The sequence below is a fragment of the Lentisphaera marina genome, assembly GCF_028745505.1.
Taxonomy (GTDB): domain Bacteria; phylum Verrucomicrobiota; class Lentisphaeria; order Lentisphaerales; family Lentisphaeraceae; genus Lentisphaera; species Lentisphaera marina.
The window spans coordinates 1,912,945-1,932,575 of the sequence record NZ_JAQZZL010000001.1; the positions used below are offsets into that span (position 1 = coordinate 1,912,945).

At 37.8% G+C, this 19,631-nt stretch carries 15 protein-coding genes; 6 read left to right on the top strand and 9 right to left on the bottom strand.

What is annotated here, in order from left to right; genetic code table 11:
- Window positions 1-130 precede the first annotated feature (130 nt).
- Window positions 131-2,380, top strand: coding sequence for a serine/threonine protein kinase (locus PQO01_RS07890; RefSeq protein ID WP_274313477.1), 2,250 nt, complete (start codon window positions 131-133; stop codon window positions 2,378-2,380).
- A gap of 18 nt (window positions 2,381-2,398) precedes the next feature.
- Here the strand turns inward: PQO01_RS07890 and PQO01_RS07895 are convergent, their stop codons facing one another.
- From PQO01_RS07895 to PQO01_RS07915, 5 genes are all read right to left on the bottom strand, one after another.
- The gene (locus tag PQO01_RS07895; RefSeq protein ID WP_274313478.1) at window positions 2,399-2,824 is read right to left on the bottom strand and encodes a peptide-methionine (S)-S-oxide reductase; all 426 of its coding nucleotides are present in this window, start codon (window positions 2,822-2,824) and stop codon (window positions 2,399-2,401) included.
- A 214-nt stretch (window positions 2,825-3,038) separates the two neighbouring features.
- Window positions 3,039-4,127 carry a transposase gene (locus tag PQO01_RS07900; RefSeq protein WP_274313479.1) on the bottom strand — a complete coding sequence of 363 codons (1,089 nt, stop codon included), beginning with the start codon at window positions 4,125-4,127 and terminating at the stop codon, window positions 3,039-3,041.
- Between the two features lie 136 nt (window positions 4,128-4,263).
- Window positions 4,264-5,430 (bottom strand): IS256 family transposase, encoded by a 1,167-nt coding sequence (locus tag PQO01_RS07905; protein ID WP_274312071.1) that lies wholly within the window; start codon window positions 5,428-5,430, stop codon window positions 4,264-4,266.
- Window positions 5,431-5,635: 205 nt separating this feature from the next.
- Window positions 5,636-7,165, bottom strand: a complete 1,530-nt coding sequence (murJ, locus tag PQO01_RS07910) for a murein biosynthesis integral membrane protein MurJ (protein WP_274313480.1) — start codon at window positions 7,163-7,165, stop codon at window positions 5,636-5,638.
- Window positions 7,158-8,108: a GSCFA domain-containing protein gene (locus PQO01_RS07915; RefSeq protein WP_274313481.1), complete on the bottom strand. Its 951-nt coding sequence runs from the start codon at window positions 8,106-8,108 to the stop codon at window positions 7,158-7,160. Before PQO01_RS07915 ends, murJ begins: the two co-directional genes overlap by 8 nt.
- Window positions 8,109-8,196: 88 nt before the next feature.
- On the opposite strand from PQO01_RS07915, the gene hisC reads away from it, so the two are divergent.
- The 5 genes from hisC (at window position 8,197) to mfd (ending at window position 15,297) form a co-directional block, all read left to right on the top strand.
- Window positions 8,197-9,306, top strand: a complete 1,110-nt coding sequence (gene hisC / locus PQO01_RS07920) for a histidinol-phosphate transaminase (protein ID WP_274313482.1) — start codon at window positions 8,197-8,199, stop codon at window positions 9,304-9,306.
- On the top strand, window positions 9,299-9,811 hold the full coding sequence (locus tag PQO01_RS07925) for a hypothetical protein (protein ID WP_274313483.1): 513 nt from the start codon (window positions 9,299-9,301) through the stop codon (window positions 9,809-9,811). Before hisC ends, PQO01_RS07925 begins: the two co-directional genes overlap by 8 nt.
- A 69-nt stretch (window positions 9,812-9,880) precedes the next feature.
- Entirely contained in the window at window positions 9,881-10,996 is a 1,116-nt protein-coding gene (locus tag PQO01_RS07930) for a 3,4-dihydroxy-2-butanone-4-phosphate synthase (RefSeq protein WP_274313484.1), read from the top strand.
- Window positions 10,996-12,084 (top strand): GTP cyclohydrolase II, encoded by a 1,089-nt coding sequence (locus PQO01_RS07935; RefSeq protein WP_274313485.1) that lies wholly within the window; start codon window positions 10,996-10,998, stop codon window positions 12,082-12,084. Before PQO01_RS07930 ends, PQO01_RS07935 begins: the two co-directional genes overlap by 1 nt.
- A gap of 27 nt (window positions 12,085-12,111) precedes the next feature.
- Window positions 12,112-15,297 carry a transcription-repair coupling factor gene (gene mfd / locus PQO01_RS07940; protein WP_274313486.1) on the top strand — a complete coding sequence of 1,062 codons (3,186 nt, stop codon included), beginning with the start codon at window positions 12,112-12,114 and terminating at the stop codon, window positions 15,295-15,297.
- A 34-nt stretch (window positions 15,298-15,331) separates the two neighbouring features.
- On the opposite strand, the gene PQO01_RS07945 is transcribed toward mfd, so the two are convergent.
- From PQO01_RS07945 to mutM, 4 genes are read right to left on the bottom strand one after another with little or no spacing between them, the layout of a single operon-like run.
- A complete protein-coding gene (locus PQO01_RS07945; protein WP_274313487.1) occupies window positions 15,332-16,039 on the bottom strand; it encodes a hypothetical protein in 708 nt (235 codons plus the stop codon).
- Complete coding sequence (gene hisA, locus PQO01_RS07950; RefSeq protein WP_274313488.1) at window positions 16,023-16,790, bottom strand: phosphoribosylformimino-5-aminoimidazole carboxamide ribotide isomerase; 768 nt, start codon at window positions 16,788-16,790, stop codon at window positions 16,023-16,025. Before hisA ends, PQO01_RS07945 begins: the two co-directional genes overlap by 17 nt.
- The gene (locus tag PQO01_RS07955) at window positions 16,762-18,801 is read right to left on the bottom strand and encodes a PAS domain-containing sensor histidine kinase (protein ID WP_274313489.1); all 2,040 of its coding nucleotides are present in this window, start codon (window positions 18,799-18,801) and stop codon (window positions 16,762-16,764) included. The genes hisA and PQO01_RS07955 overlap by 29 nt, the downstream gene beginning before the upstream one ends.
- Window positions 18,798-19,628 carry a bifunctional DNA-formamidopyrimidine glycosylase/DNA-(apurinic or apyrimidinic site) lyase gene (gene mutM, locus PQO01_RS07960; protein ID WP_274313490.1) on the bottom strand — a complete coding sequence of 277 codons (831 nt, stop codon included), beginning with the start codon at window positions 19,626-19,628 and terminating at the stop codon, window positions 18,798-18,800. Before mutM ends, PQO01_RS07955 begins: the two co-directional genes overlap by 4 nt.
- Window positions 19,629-19,631: the final 3 nt, after the last annotated feature.

Here is a 19,631-nt window from a genome sequence, read left to right on the forward strand (position 1 = left end):
AGATTATTCTAAACTTGATTGAAACAAAGTAAAAGTCTTAAAATGTATATAATTTCCTGTATGATATGATGTTTTTTATGGGGCTATTTAGTGGCAAGTTATATATTGCAGCTAAGATATAAGGATATTAGTGAAAGAAGAAAGAACAAAAACTACAGTAGAAACCCCGACCATGAAAATGGAGAGGGACTCTATAAAAGTTTCCTCTACTGATAAAATCATTCCCATAAATCCAATTAGTCAGACCAAAGAACTCGATAAAGATCCTGTAGATACACACGTTTTTTGTGAACAGATTTCTACGACTAATATCTCTTTTGATGAGCATTTGCTAGATAAAGGAGATCACCCAGAACATGTAGATGTCAACTTGATTTATGAAGTAAAAAAAGCCTTTACGGAAGGAGCTCAAGGTTCAATTCATAATGCTGAAGATAAATACCTTGGCCGAGAAGTCGTGGTTAAAAAATTAAAAGAAAACCACATGCGGCGCTCTTTCGTAAAAGAAGCACAACTTACAGCACAATTAGACCACCCAGCGATTATTCCCATATATAGTCTTAATTCAGATGAAGAGGGGGCGGTTTATTTTGCGATGAAGAAGGTCAACGGAGTTACTCTAAGTGAGTACCTAGAACGCGTTGCAGATCTATATTATTTCCAAGGGTTTAAGCAAAAGAACGAAAGTACATCGCTTATTACCCGCTTAGAGCATTTTATCAAAATATGTGAAGCGATTGAGTACGCACATTCAAAAGAAGTTATTCATCGCGATATTAAGCCAGACAATATCATGATAGGGGAATCCCGTGAGGTGTATGTAATGGATTGGGGGATTGCTTATTGCATGAATGATCCGGAAAATAAACGTCCAGAAGTTATTGAGCACATGAAGAAAAATGTCTGTGGATCTCCAGGCTATATAGACCCTCAAATCCTATGCAATCCATTTCCTGATCGCCATACCGACGTTTATTCATTGGGAATGCTACTTCATGAAATGTGTACGCTTCAACGTGGTTTTAGCGGTTTCAATACAAATGAACTTTTTGAGCAAGCAGTTCGTAATACTTTTCCAGAAATAAAACACCGTTTTAGCAAGGGGCTTATTGCCTCAGAACTCAAGGCGATTATTGAAAAAGCGAGAAATCCCAACATTAACTTTCGTTACCAATCAGTTGAAGAACTCGCAGAAGATGTTCGACGCTTACTGCGTAATGATGAACTCAGCTGTTTGCCAGATAAACCGATTAGAAAAGGGATGCGTTGGGCGCAAAAAAACCCCTATAAAATGACCATTCTTATGATGAGCCTTATCGTGAGCTTATCAACAATTGCTATTTTTAGCTTACTCAAACAGAACACATCCATTTCAGATGCTAGACAACGTGAAAATGTCTATGCAGAATTACAAAGTAATGTTGCCCATAAAGCGCATTTAATTGACACTCAAATAACCAAGCTCGAGCAACTTTTGAGTCGTTTGAGTGCGAGTTTATTGAGCGTGCCATCGCTGCGTAATGAAGATATAAAATTATATTCTTCTAATGATTTTATGAGCGCCAAAACAAAACCGCCGGGTACGGTTTATTCCTCGATTTTTGGGAAAGAGGTCAAGGTCAATACTTTAGTCTACAAACTAGCTCCAGGTACGGAATTATCGGAAGTGGAGAAACAATTGGCCTACCTCTTTTCTTTTCGAGATGATTTTGTGCAGATAATGCTCAAGAGTGATCTTGCTAGTCCAAGCCATTTGAGTCGACATGACATTAACGAAGAAAAGATTTTACTAAAAGCTCTGCCAGTGCGCTGGATTTATTGTGGTTTAGAAAATGGAGTTTTTGTTTCTTATCCAGGGAAAGGGGCGTATCCGAATGAGTATGACCATAGAAGTAGACCTTGGTACAAAGAAGCAAAAGGTAAAAGAGGAATTCATTGGGCTGAACCCTATTATGATATAAATGGCTTGGGTTTAGTCTTGCCATGTACAATCAGCTTATATAATAAAGAGAATAAATTTAGTGGTGTATTAGCCTTAGATTTAACTTTAGATTTCATTGCAAGTCAATTGATGTTTAAGCAAGAGGATGACCACAATCAAGCATTAATAGAGTCAGTCATTCTCAATGCAGATGGTGAGATCCTTGTCAGTAGTTCTTTATTGAAGAATAATAAGAAAACTAATGCGACGATCAATAGATCAATTAAGCGGCGTGCATACCCAAATGAAGTCATTCAAGAAGCTGTGAGAACTAATGATGATGATATATTTCGATATAAAGAAGGTGGAGAGGAAGTTATCTACACAATAAACCGTATTCCAACACTAAATTGGTTTTATTTAGAAAAATATAAATCAAAAAAAGTACTAGACAAATAAGAGAGCTTTAATACTTAGTCACTTCTTTGCACAGCGTTTCATATATTTATTTTGATGATAATCTTCCGCAGGGTAGAAGTCTTTTGCGGGAAGTATAAGAGTTAGAGTTTCCTCGTCATCATATTTTAAACGCATCTTTTCAAAGAGTTCTTTTTCTTCAAGTGTATGGTAGAAAAGCCTACCGCGAAATTTTTTACCATGCATTTCATTTTGAACTTTTATTCTCTTTGTAGGGTACTCATCAAAAAAGAATTTCAGTAGGTCTTGGTAATGCTCACTTTTAAAAGTTATTTTGACTGCCTCCACATGACCATCTTTTTTAGCATTTTCATAAGTGGGTGAAGCACTTGTCCCACCGGTATAGCCACATATTGAATCACTAACAAATTCGTGTTGGTCGAAAAACTTCTGGACATTCCAAAAACAAGCTGAAGAGATGATCAAATGCTTCTCATCTTTCTGCGAACAAGAAGATATCAAAAAAATTGATAAATGCTCTGATCCTTTTGCAAAAGTCCTGAATTAGAGTGATTAAAAAGTTCATCCAGGATAAATCTTAAGATCTCGCTCACATGTATCTCGAAATTGGATACATGTGAGTATAAACAAGCCAAAAATGGACGCAAGTTGATCATGACGTATAGTTTTATGTTAGTTGCTAAATAGTCTTGAAGAGTTGGTTTGCTGTTATTGCAATAATGCCAAACATTAGATGAGTCATGACTTTTGCATGTCCTCGTACTCTGATCATCCTACCACCATAGTTGTCTTTTAAGTTCGAAAAGACTCTTTCAACAGATGACCGCTGTTTGTACCGTTCTTTTTCAGGCGGGTCAAAAATCTTTTTCTCCCCAGTTTTTCTAGGATTGTGATCAATAATAGATTTATGTCCTAAAAGATGGCTGAATTTATGGATAGAAGGTGAATCATAGGCTGCATCCATTAAATCATATAAATTAGTTATGCGTTGTGCGCTAATCTGTGCTAAAGGGATTGCCGCTTGGCTGTCGTGTAAAGACGCTGAACTCAATAGGCCTGCGACTGGTATATCTCCATCAATACAATCTAAGTGAAGCTTGTAGCCTTTCCATGAAACTTTATAACCATTACTGTTTTTCTTTGTCCCTTTATTACAGTGCGTTGGGAGCTCTTTTAAGTTTTCTTCAAGTGACCGGTCGACCTGCTTTTCCACTACGGTTTTTTCTTTAATTCGGATCTCACCTTTTTTAGGCCGCCCTCGTTTCTTAGGGGCTTTAGGCTCAGCCCCTGGTTCAGACATGACTTTTTCTCTAGCTTCAATTGCTGAAGAATCTCTACTAATGTGCGGTACTAAGGTGTCTCCACAATGTTTTACCACTAAGAATTCATGGATTCTTTGGCAGAGCTGAGAGGCGGTGATTTCTGCAAATACTCTAGAAAAAGTACTTTCATGAGGAAGCTGTTTTGCAAATTCCCAACCACATAAACGACGTATCTTTGTACTTGATTTGAGAAAGTCTATAAAAGATCTTGTTGTATCGAAGTTATAAACGGATTTGGCTATGTAAGCTTTCACTATATTAAAATGATCTTTCGGAGGTCGCCCAAATCCACACCATTCAAATTCATGGCTGAACTGATCAAGCTCAGTTATTGTGCAGATGCGAACAAACTCTTTCTCTTTGTTAGTTAATTCTCCGCCTAAAAGTTCTTCTAAGCCTGGAAATAAATACTTTTCTATGGTATCCCATAAGCCGGGTAGATTCATGTTTTTTCTCTTTTTGTTTTGGTAACTATTGAGATAACATGTTTCTACTTTTATTCAGCTTGTTTTATGACTTTTGCAAAAGGCTCATGAGGATAGAGTCCCGTTGTTTCTGTAAATTGGTGTTGACCAATTTTAGTTAAACAGACAGATAAACTCTTTTTGTAGCTATCCAGGTTTCATCTAATTCCATAAGAATAGCGGACGCTAATCTAAGCAGTGAAGCTTCATTTGGGAAAATAGACACGGTTCTAGTTCGCCTTAGAATTTCTCGATTCTGTCTTTCAATCATATTGGTGGTTCTCAGTTTTGTCCAACAAGAACGATCTAAATCAAATACAGAAAAGCCTTCAGGAAGTGCGGATTCCATCCATTCAGATAATTGAGAAGCACTGTTTTCATACTTTAAGCAAGTAAGCTTTAAAAGTCTTTCGGCGTCCTGTTTTGAAGGGGTATTAAAGATATCTCGAATGTCTTGTGCAACTTCTGAACGCATCGCTTTCTTAGGCACATAAGCCCCCGCATTCTGCTGTAAATGAAATTGACACCTCTGCCATGGGATTGACCCAAAGACAGTTGTTAAAGCGGCTTTCAGTCCCGAATGACTGTCGCTCGTGATCATCTTAAGACCATGAAGTCCTCGAGCATTCAATGATAGGAAAAAGTTTCTCCAATGAACCTCAGCTTCACTTAAAGAGACACTTGTACCTAAAACTGAGCGTTTTCCTGATTCATCTATCCCATAAGCAATTAACAAAGCACAATCTCGAACAGTCTTATCTACTCTAACTTTTTCGTATCTCGCATCCACCAAAAGGTAATGATATTTCCCTAAAGGACGGTTACGCCACTTTTCTAAGCTTTCATCTAGCTCAGATACAACTCGTGACACCTGTGATTTACTCACGGAAAGACCACACATTTTCTCTAGAAGTTTCGTGACTTTTCTTGTCGAAGTTCCCTGAATATAACTCTCGGCCATAGCTGTCATCAAAGCTCGCTCACTTCGTAAGCCTTTTTCTAAAGAACTTGGATAAAAATCGATTTCACCTCTGACTTGAGGAATGTTGAGCTTCATTGCTCCAAGTCGAGTGTTTACGGTTTTGTTTTTATAGCCATTAGCATAACCTAAGCGATTTTCATTGCGTTCATATGGAGCAGCATCAAGAGAATTACTTCTCTCTACTTTCATCGCTTCATTTAGTAATACTCTCATAGCTTCAAGCATTCCGCTTTCGCCGTTTTCTGTGACTTGGTGGATCATTTCTAATAAGACACTACTGTTCTCGTGTGTAGAGTGGTGCATAATAATTCCTTGTGGGTTGTTTTGGTGCAACACCACTCTGCATCTTCTTTACCCCGAGTTACAAACAACTTCCTCAATTTCGCTCCGACGAGAAAGTTCCCATTCTCGCGAAGTCTCGGAAGCTATTCATAACTCTTAAAGTAGAGCTATAGCAGAATTTACAGAAAATTTGGGACACTACCAGTTATTGCCCGATTTTAACTGCTTAAGCACGTCGTTTACTTAAAGAAAATTTAAATAGCTTATGCAAAACTAGGTATAGAACTGCAAAGCTTATTGTGCCTGCGAGAGATACAATGGCATTATCAATAAAGTTAATGGAACTTGTGAGGTGGCTTAAATAATTGTTTATAAGGCTATCTAAAAGTATGAATGTTAAGAAAGCTGATAAGAGAGACGGTATTGAGTACTTTGTGATCTCATTTAAAGATACAAGATATTTTAATTTCTTTGCCTGTATAAGGAGAAGGGAGAAGTTTAAAAAAGCAGTGATGGAACTGGCCATAGCTAGGGACCCATGGCTTAAGAGAGGGATAAAGCTTAAGCCTAGTATTAAATTTAAGCAAATCATGGCTAAGGATATTTTTAATGGTGTCTTGGTGTTCTTATTCGCATAATAAAGCGGCAATACGACCTTGAGGGCAGTAAAAAAAGGTATACCTGGTAGAAACCAAACGAAAGCTTTTAGAGTGAAGTTTAGGCTCTCAACATCAAAAGCGCCTCTCAGAAAGATGGCTTTCAGAATACTGTCGCCACATAAATAAAAAAGAAAACTGCATGGGATGGATAGAAATAAGGCCTGCGACAAGGCTTTGTGGAAATCTCTTTGAACGTCTTGCTTGTTGCCTTTGGCTAGAGATGAGGATAATGATGGTAAACAAACTGAGCCTAGTGATACACCAAAAATCCCAACTGGTAAATAAATTAGCAACTCACTGTAGCTAAGAGAACTAACAGCATGGGGGCCTATCCATAAAGCAATAGTTTTATCAAGTAAAGTTGATATTTGCTGTGCCGAAGCACCAATAACAACAGGGAGAAAACTAATCCAAAAAGATTTTAATTCAGGTGCTTTTAATCGGCATGTCTTAAAACGAAGTTTTATAAATTTACCTGATGCATGTAAGAGAATAAAGACCTGTAAAACACCAGAGAAGACTAAACTTACAGCTAATAAATAAATACTTTGTTTATCAGATAAGTTAGCAAAAATAGCAAAACTAGCACTAGCAATTAAGCATACATTCATAGCAGAGGACATAAGTGCTGGCTTTGAGTATTGACCATACAGGTTCAGAATACTTCCAAGTAGGCCAGCTAGACATATTAGTGGTAGATAAGGCAACATAATACTGCCTAAATAAACTAGGTCCTGGCTTTCTTGAGATAGCACCTTTAAATAAGACAAAGAGAATAGTATGCCTATACCTAAAATGGCTAAGAGTGAATTAAAAATAGTTGTGAGAGTTAAGATTTTAGAAGCAAGGTCATTGCATCTTTCTCTATCGTCATTTTTGGCTTCTGCAAGCAGGGGGATAAAGGCATTTGCCAAAGCACCTTCACCAAATATTCTTCGAGCTAAGTTAGGCAAAGCTGCGGCATATTTGAAGTAGCCAATTAATGGCGATGTACCAAATAGGTAAGCATACAAAACTTCCCGCAAGAGACCGCTTAATCGTCCTGCTAGGTTTCCAGCCCCAGATATGAGCGCGTTGATAGTGTTTTTTCTAGACATCTACAGTTAGGGAGCTAGAAGGATAGCGTTTTTTGAAATTCAGAAGTTTTTCATTTCGTATTTTGATGAATTTTTGATTTTCGTGGCTTTGTGGATTGTGTATTTTATGAGAGCATAGCTTTTTGATTTTTGTGGCTTCAATAAAGTATTTGTGGGAATTGTCATCAAATGCTGAGCTTATAAATTTATCCATTATCAACTCAGTAGCTTCATCGCTAGGGTGGGTCATGTCAGTGGAATAAAAACGGTAATCTCTTAATTCATCCATCATAATTTCATAGGAAGGGAAGTAAAAGCAATTTTCTTTTGTCTTGATGATTTCGTCAATCGCTAAATGCAGGGTTGACTTGCTAATCTGATTTTCGCGAAAGTCATCACGAAGGTGACGCACGGGGCTAACTGTGAATAAAATTTGAAGTTTTGGATTGGCTTCACTTAGTTGATTAATTAAGTTAGACCAGGAGCATGAAATGTCATTAACGCTCAAGATTCTCCTTTCAAATAATTCCTTAGGAAGTTTGTGGCAATTTGCCACGACTTGATCGTTTTCTCTAAGGTGATAGGCCCATGCGGTTCCAAAAGTGATGATTAAAACCTGATCGGTTTCTAGGTGTGAATGCAAATCACCTTGACATTGATGAATAAAATCAATAGGCTTAGGATGTTCACCTTGGATATATGGCAAGATATTTACCCCTTGTTTGTCGATGCAATCACTTTTAGTCCATTCTTTTAAGTCAAGACTGTTTTGAATTAAGTCTGCAATGCTCTGTGGATTGTAGAGTACTCCAGTTGGGTTTGAGCAAATCTTTATTCCTTTGCTTTTTAGTTCTTGTGCTACTTTATCGGCAAAGCAAGATCCAAGTGAGGTGAAAGAGTTCTGCCAATTGATTTTCTCGGAAAATATTTGTTTTGGAATAATTTCTGTTCTGAAAAGTTTCATGCTTTTTTTAAGTCCCGAGTGAAAGTTAGCAAGTCAGCTTTATCTTAGAGGCATTTTTCAGAGAATAAACTCAATTTTAGGTAAGGTAATGAAAATACTTGATAAAATCAATGCCCCTGTGAGCAAAGTCAAACCCTATCAGCCAGGAAGACCTATTGAAGATGTAGCTAGAGACTTTGGTTTATATCCAGAAGACATCGTAAAATTAGCTTCAAACGAAAGTGTTTTAGGTGTGTCTCCTAAAGCTCAAAAAGCACTGATTGACTGTATTGCAAATTTACATCGTTATCCAGATGCAGGTGCTTGGGAATTGCGAGATAAACTTTCTCAAAAAATGGGTATGGATACGGATCAATTCATTTTTGGTGCTGGATCGAATGAAATCTTGGTTTTTTTAGCACAGGTATTCTTAGCTCCTGGCAAGTCAGTTGTGGCATCCGCACACGCTTTTGTTATTTATAAAATCTTGAGCGCTATGATGGGGGCAGATTTTATTGAAGTCCCCGTTAAAGACGGTTTAGAACACGATTTAGAAGCGATGGCAAAAGCTATAAGGCCAGAGACTGCTTTAGTTTTTGTATGCAATCCAAATAATCCAACTGGTACACTGATTTCACAGGAAGAGATTGAGCGATTCATGGACCAAGTTCCCGATGATATTTTAGTTGTATTCGATGAAGCCTATGCAGAGATTTGTTTAGGAGAAATGCCAGATACACTATCTTTCGTTAAGCAGGGAAAAACTTGTATCGTATTACGTACCTTTTCAAAAGCCTATGGTTTGGCAGGGGTTCGTATTGGTTATGGAATGGCTTCTGCTGAATTGATAAGTGAATTAAATAAACCTCGCCAGCCATTTAACGCTAACTTAGCAGCTCAAAATATGGCCTTAGCAGCTTTAGATGATGATGAATTTTTACAAGACTCGATAGCCGTTTATAAATTAGCTAAGCAGTATTATGAAGATCTGTGTGATGAATTGAATTTAGAATACATTCCTTCCTACGCTAATTTCATTTTAATTAAAACTGGAAATGGTGGCGATGTGACAAATAAGTTAATGTCTTTAGGCGTTATCGTACGTCCAATGCAACCCTATTTATTAGACGAATGGATTCGAGTTAGCTTTGGTACTGCTGAAGAAAATGAAGCCTTTGGAGTAGCTATTAAAAAATTACGTCAAGAAAATAATGTTTAATTATAAATATATAAATAGTCACGAACCCAATTCCGAGTTTCAGTTTGATGGCCATAGCGTTTTTTTGAAAGCAAAAACCTATGCAGGAGACTTTATTTTTTCTGAATTAGGCGACGAACACGAAGATCTGTATGTATTAGTTGACAAGGCTAATAAACATCCAGCCTTACACTTTCATGTTCATCCAGAATTACCCATGGGGAATCGTTCAGACTTATTAGATTGCCCCTGGATTTTCGATAAGGGTGATTTTGAATCTGATGTTTTTGCCGAAAGTATTTATAACCAGATTGAAAAACAGAACTTCACTTATAAAAAGCAGGACGAATCTCGTGGCATAGGTAAGATTGATAGTTGGGAAGGAGAGGGGGAGTGTCCCTTTGCTTTCGCACTTTATTTCTGTGAGAAAAGTCAGAGTTCTCCTTATTTTATCATTTGCGAATATGGCGATGGAGCCGAATCACAAATTTGCTGTATGATTGGTGATCATATTGTTTCACCATAAACTTCTTTTTTTACGATAATTGAATATATTAGCAGTAGCATTTGAACCTCGGCAATTATGAGTTAAGTAATGCACCTAATTTTAGATAGAATTAATAGATTTATGCAAGAATTAAAAGATATAGATAAAGCTTTACAAGAAATCAAAGCAGGCCAATGTGTCATCGTAGCTGATGAAGCTAATTACTTCCTCATGTTTGCGGCACCCGCATGTACCTCAGCATATGTAACTTTTATGATGAACGAATGTAGAGGGCAAGTACAAATTGCCTTAAAGAAATCATCGCCTTTGAACTCAACATTAAATCGTCAAACCTTTGAACTTAATTCTAGCTTAAAAACGGGAATAAATGCCAACGATCGTTGTCATGGCATCCTACGTATGTTGGATGAGAATGTAGTTGCAGAAGACTTCGTAAGCCCTGGTTTTTTTAAAGTTAATTGGATATCTCACGGTGCAGTCTTGGTTAAACCTGGTATTGCGGAAGCCGCATATGATTTAGCTCGTTTAGCAGATTATCCAGAAGGAGCCGTTTTTTGTCAGCTTCTCGACGATCAGGCAAATAGTTTGAGCAAAACACAAGTTAAAGACTTTGCTAAAAATAATGACATGGCAATAACTGATTTAAATGACATCATCGAATACCGTTTAATAAAAGAGCCTTTAGTTGAAGCTTTAAACATAGTTAACATGCCCACAGATTACGGTGATTTTCGTTTGCATGTTTATAACGTAATTTACGATCCTGCTCGCGGAATTGATTTAGTATTGACTTGTGGCAAAGATAAATTTGAAGAAGATGAGACAGTCTTAGTTCGCGTTCATAGCGAATGGTCCATAGGCAATATCGTTAATAGATTAAAAAATGAAGAGGGCTCATCTCTAAATAGAGCCATGAAGCAAGTAGCTGACGAAGGCTGTGGAGTCATTGTATTTCTTAGGAATACCCCCGAGCAAGCAGCTAATTCAGGACTCTTCACTAAATCGAAAAGGCCCACAGATATTTGGATAGAAGACGGAGAAGTAAAAACTTTAAAGCCACAAGATGGTATGGCTTATGGTCTAGGTGCTCAGATTTTACGTGATTTAGGTGTGCGCAAAATGAAATTGATGAGCAATAGTCCTGCAAGTTTTACTGGCATTAATAACTACGGTTTAGAAATTGTGGAGCAAGTGAATTACTAATGAATCAATTAAAAGATAGACTTGAGAAAAAGCTAGATCACTTGCGCAGAGGTGAAATCCTTTTTTACAAAGCAGAGAATGAAAATGAAATTTATGCCTTTTGTTTTCTAAGCAATAGCTCCGAGAAAAACTTAGCTGAATTGATGACTTATGGTGGTTCTTTAGCTTTGTTAGTCAGTGATCAAAGTCAGATTTGTAAATCACGCGAAGTTGTGGAGTCTTGTTCAGTTTTACCCTGTGATTTCACTCCCAAAGGTTTGAATTCAGTATTAGAAGCAAGTTCACAAGAAGCTTCCGACCGCATACTCCTAAGAATAGTTGGAAGTAAAAATATTTTGACTGATTTGTCGATCGAAGGAAGGATAGTTGAATTCGCCTCAAATCTTGAGGGAGAAGAGCACTGCTTAGTCTACACAAAGATGCATAATGATGTGAATTTTGATTCAAGCTTATTGTTAAATGAAGAAGACGTTAAACTCTCTCGCTTTTTTAATCCTCGTTTAATTGAAATGACAGGAATGGCCGAAGTTGAACTCCAACAAGGGAACTTCAAACTCTACTCTTTTTATTCCGAAATAGACGCTTGTTATCACTGGGCATTTGTCTGTGATGACAAAAAGAGCGAAAAGGAAATACCTTTAGTCAGAATTGAGTCAGAGTGTTTAACTGGACATGTTTTTGGATCCTTATTATGCGATTGTGGTGATCAGCTGAGTAAAGGCTTAGAAGAAATTAAAGAGTACGGCTATGGATCTTTAGTTTATCTTCGACAAGAAGGTCGTGGTATCGGCCTAAAAGCAAAGTTAGATGCCTATTACTTACAGCAATTTCATGGTATGGACACAGTTGATGCCAATTTAGCGGTTGGAATGCCTGAGGATGCTAGAGACTACTTGATTGGTGCGCAAATCATCAACTATTTGAAATTTGAACCTCTCAAACTTTTGACTAATAACCCTGCTAAAATCACTGGTTTGAACCGCTATGGTTTATCAGTAGAACAACAAGTTTCACATATTATCCCACCATCGAAGCACAATAAGCGTTATTTAGATACCAAGCGTGATCGCATGGGTCATAGAATTTAGTTTTTTGAACTCTTTCTGGAGGTAGTCTTGTTTAATTCCTTTCGTGATGATTTTAATAAAACGCTAAATTACCTTCCTCAAAAAACGGAATTAAACTTAGCTGATGAGGAGTTATTGAATCTAGCTCTTATGAGTCAGTTCAAGAATCAACCAAAAGTCATTTGTGTTTTTGAAACATCTACGAAAGCTGAGTTGTGCTATAATGAGTTTAAGAAATATAAAACAGCCTCCTTATTAGCTGATACCTACTTACTGCATTACCCAGAAACGAATTCGGATCAAGTTGAGTATGATATTGACCTAGAGCGCTCACGTGTACTCAATCAATTGTTAAATTACCAAGATGGGCAGCAGTTATTGATCTGTTCAGTTGCGTCTCTCTTAAAGGCTGTTACACCACCGGACTTATTGAACTCGCAAAGTCTTAGTTTGTCTGTGGGAGATGAAAATTTTTCTCCTGAACAACTTTGTCAGATTTTCACGGAAATGGGTTTCGATAATGAAATGCAGGTCAGTTTACCTGGGGAATTTAGTTTGCGCGGTGGAATTCTAGATGTGTTTTCACCAGACCAGAAATTTCCCGTGCGCATTGAGTTTTTTGACAATGAAATTGATTCTTTGCGTTTGTTTGACGTAGACTCTCAAAAATCAATTGCGGATATAAAATCTTATCAAGTTTGCCCCCTAGAGAAAATCGGTTTAGATCCAAAAGGAATTCTAGAGTATTGCCAAGGGTTTAAACTCTGTTTGATTGATGAAAATGCCATTGAAAAACATCTTGAATCATATCAGAATTTTGAACAAAATGAGCTTTGGTTGGAGCTTAAATCATCTTTGGAAACAATTGCTAAGATCAATTATTCTGCAGAATTTGGGATAGAAGATTTTCCTGCAGCGGCTCTGGCTCCCGTGTATCGGAATTCCTTAGCTGAAGTCGAACGCAGTATTAATCAGGCCCAACAGAAATTTTTAATTGATCGTATAAAATCTTGGCTGAAACAATCTTGGAGAGTCCATGTTTTCTGTGGAAGTGAAGCTGGAGTCGAACGCTTAACAGAGGTTTTGGATCTTAAGAAAAAGAATAAGCTTTTACTTTATCCAGAATCATTGCATTATGGCTTTATTGTTCCAGGCATAAAATGCGCATTTCTTAGCGAACAAGAACTTTTTGGTCGTCCCATAGAAGAGTTGAAAGATGTTTCTTATAGTTCTCAATTACAGAAAAACTTAGAGTATGAGCCTGAATTAAACGAAGGGGATTTTGCGGTTCACGCAAACCATGGGATTTGTAAGTACTTGGGGATTGAGATTAAAAATGCGCAAGAGTTTCTTCTTTTAGAGTTTGCTGAAGATCGTAAGCTTTACCTTCCACTGGATTCATCACATTTGTTAATGCGCTATATCGGTGGTAAAAAATCAATTCCAAAACTAGCGCGTTTGGGGACGGGTTTCTGGCAGAAATCATTAGATAAAGCAGAGGGCTCTGCAAGGGATTATGCAGCGGAATTGCTACGTCTTCAAGCAGTCCGTGAACACAGTCAAGGGATTGTCTTTCCAAAGGATAATCATTGGCAAAACCTCTTTGAAGAAAGCTTCCCATATGAGGAAACTCCAGATCAATTGAAGGCGATTGAAGAAGTTAAAAAGGATATGGAAATGGCAAAACCAATGGATCGCTTACTTTGTGGTGACGTTGGTTTTGGTAAAACAGAAGTGGCAATGAGAGCGGCATTTAAGGCAGTTATGAGTTCATATCAAGTAGCATTAGTTGTTCCTACAACGGTCTTGGCTCAACAACACTTTCATTCTTTTGTACAGAGGATGTCAGACTTTCCCATAAAGATTGCCACTTTGAGTCGTTTCATTAGTAAAAAAGAACAAAAACAAGTTCTGAAAGAAATGGCGGCAGGAGATGTAGATATTGTCATTGGTACTCACCGCTTATTACAAAAAGATATAAACTTTAAGAAGCTTGGCTTACTCGTAGTGGATGAAGAACAACGTTTTGGGGTAGAGAGTAAAGAGTCTCTTAAACGTATGCGTGTCAATGTTGATATACTATCTATGTCGGCGACGCCGATTCCACGTACGCTTTATTTATCGATGACGGGTTTGAGAGATTTTTCTACTATTTTGACCGCTCCTCATAATCGTAAACCCGTACGTACTATTGTCAGTAAAGAGGATGATGAGATTATACAAGTTGCGATCAACCGTGAGCTCGAACGAGGTGGGCAGGTTTATTACCTACATAATCGTGTGGGCACCATTGAAAATGTAGCGTTGAAATTGAAGCGCCAATTCCCCGATGCGAATATCTTAATTGGCCATGGTCAAATGGATGAAGAAGAGCTCGAAATGGTGATGAACGAATTCACTGATGGTGATGGGCAGATATTAGTTTGTACGACTATAATTGAGTCAGGCATGGATATTCGCAATGCTAATACCATGATTATTGATAGAGCGGATCGTTTTGGTTTATCCTCCCTTTATCAACTAAGAGGACGAGTAGGGCGTGATTATCGTCAAGCATATTGCTACTTATTAATGCCACGTGATGAAATCATTGTTGATAACGCTAAAGAGCGCCTTAGCGCACTTCGCAAACACACACATCCAGGAGCCGGTTTTAAATTGGCCATGCGTGATCTAGAAATTCGTGGAGCAGGTAATATGCTAGGCTCTCAGCAAAGTGGTCATATTGCCGCAGTAGGTTTTGAGCTTTATTGTCAATTATTAAAAAAATCTGTGGAAGATTTAAAAGGCGATATAAGTCAAGAAAGCACTGTGTCTTTCAGCGCCAGCTTTATCCATTATGGTTTTCAAATAATAGATAATAAAGTCCCGGTGGCATTGTTGCCAAGTTATATAGAATCAGATGATGTGCGACTGGAAATGTACAAGCGTTTTTCCAACTTAAGCAAGTTTGAAGAATTACTTCAACTGGAAGTGGAATTAAAAGATCGTTTTGGTCAATTCCCAGTGGAAGTGAAAGCCTACATAACAATTCATAAAATAAAAAAACTATGTGCCTTACTTAATTTCCATTCTTGTGAAATTAAAGACTCATCTTTGTATCTTGAGGGGGATGAGGGCTTGTTCCGGATAAATCGAAAGCTTCCAAAACTAAAAAAACAGTCTTACGAAGCCTTAGATGAGGCGGAGTTATTCCTAAGAAACTTAGCTAAACGCCAAAACTTAAAGATTTAAATAGTGTATTTCGATACCTAAATTCAAATGATGACTATAAAGAAAGTTTCTGATACTCCGGGATAGTGGGAAGCTTTATATTTTCATTTTCTAGAGTGAAACGACAAAAGTACATTTCTTGACTGTGGCGTTTTAATTCCTCAAAACTACAATCCCGGACATCAATGCCAAGGCGTCGCCATGAAAAGTGTTTGAGATCAATTTTCAACTCATCTGCGGCATCGAATAAACAGGATTTTAGGCGAATTGGGCAATGGTAGATGATGTGTTCACAATCTTTATATGTTTCACTATTTAAACGTTGAGAAATTTCATCGAAAAAAGCTTCTGATTCTCGAAGGCGTAGACGTGAACCATAGCGAGATTTACCTTTAGTTTTCAGATGGTTAAGTTGTGACTTTCCCTGTTTCTTTCTGACCATGTATTTACGGATGTTTTTATGGTCAATAACTTTACCACTTTCAAAAACTCCTATGGCAGCCCTTCCACTCTCCATTAATAAGAGTGTGTATCTTGGGACTTCATTGGTGATTTTAATTCGTTCTAGATATGACCAAAGAGCCTCTTGTTTTAAAGGGCTAGGGTAAAAAGGAGGTAAGCGAAAAGAGAAAATTTTGTTTCCATTTTCAATACATTCAAAGCTATGCTTTTCATCATCACCTAGAATAAGCAATTCTAATTTGACGAGTTCGGCAAAAAAATTAGCACATAAGTGGTGTTGAAATTTATAGAGTCGACTCATAATTCTTGTTGAAGGCAACAGCGTCTGAGTATTTAATTTGTGTACCACCAAAAATATCCAAAGCACTACCAATGGTTAAATGTACGCGATTGTTACTAATAGAGCTTATATCTTCAAGGTCTTGAATGGACTTGGCACCTCCAGCATAAGTAGAAGTTAAAGGTGAATTGTCAGCGAGGAATTTGACGAGTTGCATATCAACTCCTTTGCACATGCCCTCGACATCTACGGCGTGAATTAGGAATTCATCACAATACTGAGAGAAAAAGTGAAGGCTTTCAGCATTGAGTTCTGTTTCCGTAAACTTGGTCCATCGGTCAGTAACAATCCAATATTTCCCATCGCGGATTCTACAAGACAAATCAAGAATGAGCTTGTCTTTTCCCGTGATCTTTACCAATTCATCTAATTTGTCCTGGCTAAATTTTCCATTTGAAAAAACATGTGAAGTTACAATCAAATGAGAAGCTCCTTGATCTAACCAATAAGAAGCATTCTGATCATTAATACCACCACCTAGCTGCAAACCACCTGGCCATGCGTTTAAAGCCTTCTTCGCGGCATTATCATTGCCTGGGCCTAGCTTAATCACATGTCCGCCTAAAACTTGGTCCGACTTATATAGTTCGGCAAAATATGCGGAATCATTTTCCGATACAAAATTGGTATCGGGATTTTCGGAATCGTCGAGTGTACCACCGACAATTTGTTTAACTTGTCCGTTATGAAGGTCTATGCAAGGTCTGAACATTTTCTATATCCATGTCGTATCGTGTTATATTTTCTTGGCTAGGAGCATTGTAAAGAGGAAGAAAAATAAAAAACTCAGTTCCCTTATCCAAAGCACTCTCAAGGTGAATCCATCCGTTGTGACTAGAGGCAGTACCGAAAACCATAGATAATCCCATGCCTGTGCCTTTACCTACTGGCTTTGTAGTAAAAAAGGGTTCAAAAACTTTACTCATTATATCTTCAGGGATACCGCTACCGTTATCCTTTACTCGAACACAACAGTAATTACTTGCGGATAATTCTTCTGCGGCATGTTCCCAACCGGGCAAGTTTTCATAGGCAATTTCACATCGCATGGTGATTTTTGCCGAAGAATGACCTTCCAAGGCATCGCGGGCATTGATCAGCAAGTTGAGAATCATTTGCTCGAGCTGTGTGCGGTCTCCGCGAATATAAATAGGATCTGGAGAATTGAGAAATTTAATTTTTATACTTTGAGTACAACTAGGTTTAAACAATTCCCAGCTTGAGTTTAGTACATCATCTATTTTGAGTTTTTTAAGTTCAAAATTTCCTTTTTTAGCAAAACTAAGAAGTTTGGAAGTTAAGTCGGAAGCACGACTAACTGCGTGGCGAATATTGCCAACGATTCGATCTTTTTCCGCAATGTCAGATTTGTTGTCAAAGGAATCTAAAGATCCTTGAATAGAATGGAGCAAATTATTAAAGTCATGAGCTACACCTCCTGCTAAGCGTCCTACAGATTCCAGCCTTTGAAGGTGGGACACTTGATCAGTCAGCTGATCTCGTTGATGTGTTAATTGATGACGAGCAGTTGTTTCACGTCCAGTAAGAAGAATAAGTTTTGATTTACCTGCATAGAGAATTGAAGCAATGAAATCAATAGAGATAAACTCATCATCGGAAGATTTTATGATAGACTCGAAATTAAAATCTCGCATTTCAGGGGATTCTTCTGTTGCGGACCAAATTTCATCAAAACTCATGCGTTTTTTTATGATATCTTCAAAAATATCGTCGGGGCACTTGTCTTGATCTAGTAGGATATCATCCATATGCGTTTCTTGCAGTTCATGGAAAGGGTGTCCAGACCTTAAAATGAGCCTTTTATTAACATCAGTAGGGTAGCCTTTGTCATTAACTAAAAAGATTAGGTCAGGGCTGTTTTCCACAAAAAGAGCAAAGCGGCCCTCCCAGTCACGTGAGTGTTGGCTAATTAAGTTTCCGTAGGAATAAGTACTTAACACCGCACGTAAAAAGTCCATGGGGTTACGATCTTCTTCACCTTTCTTGCCATATTCATTTAAACGTAAATAAATTGTCACAATAACGCTGAGCCAAATAATGATGAAGGCTCTCGAAATAAAGAGCTGATTCATTTTTAACCAAAATTGCTCGGAGTGGTAGTTAGATATTAAACTATAAACATAAGTATCGACTACTTGCGTCAATAGAAAGGAAATGACAACACTGAAGTAAGTGCCAAAGTTACGGTTTTTAAAGATCTGAAAAACTACGGGTAAAACCAATAAATCTGCGACAATCGCACCCAAAGTTGCCGCAGTATTAATCCTAATTTTTTCAAAAAAATCAAAAAAGAATTGACGTTTATCTTCTTCTACGACGAAGCCAAACCATTGCGTTTGAGTTTGGCTTATAGTATTGAGCAAGAAAAAACTTCCCGAGACCACAACGGCAGCAACAGTAAGACGTTGAGCGGCAATAGGACCATCTAGGGTATAAGTGATTAAGAGTGACGCCATAAAGGTAGTGAGCAATAATGAAGAAGATATATTCATTTGTATATCTAAGAACTCATAGACCAAACTAATGTCTGCCGCATTAATAAGTTGAGCGAAAACTAAAATAAAGCTAACGACCATGTAATAAGAGGTAAGTCCAATGACTTTTCTCAAGGAATGCATAGTGATAATTAAAACGGCAAGGAAACTTAATTCCAAGAAACAAAGCGCAAGTGCTGGAAGCATTTCAGTTAGGTGAGAACTCATTTTTGACATCCTGGGCAATAAAAACTAGAGCGTCCCGCTTGAACAACTCTCTTGATTAATTTATCGCATACGTGGCATTTTTCGCCAGTACGGCCATACACATTGAGTTCTTGGTGGAACCATCCTTCAGAGCCGTCTGGCGCCTGAAAATCAATAATCGTTGTTCCACCAGCAGCAATGGCACTTTTTAGTACTTTTTGGCTTTCTACAACTAAATTAAGACAATCCTTTTTCTTTAGTTTTTGCGCTTTACGCAAAGGTGAAACGCCACAGCGAAATAAAGTCTCACTCGCATAAATATTACCAATACCACAGACTGTTTTGGGATCCATAATGAAGTTTTTTACAGGCTTAGTTTTATTACGAGATAAATTCCATAAATAAGCTTGCGAATAAGCTTCGTCAAAAGGCTCTGGACCGAGGTGGGCAAGTGCTTGTGGATCATTATCTCTATTTGTGGGAGCGCTTATGATGCGAAATTCCCCAAAGCGCCTTGGGTCGCAGTAGCGTAGGTCCTTTCCATCTTCTAAGAGTATAGAAATATGCTCATGTTTTTTTCGTTCTTCCCTTGCAGGACATAAACGCCAACTTCCCGTCATACCTAAATGAGAAAGGATCCATTTTTGATGATCAAATTCGAAAATAAGGTACTTTGATCGTCTTTTTAAACGGGTGATCTGTTTACCTGAAAAAGCCTTGTTAAATAAATCTACATCTAAAAATTGACGCAATCGCTCAGTATAAAAAGATATACTTTTTATAAACTGACCCTCTAGATGTGGTGCTAAGGCGTTTTTAACTGTTTCAACTTCAGGAAGTTCAGGCATCGA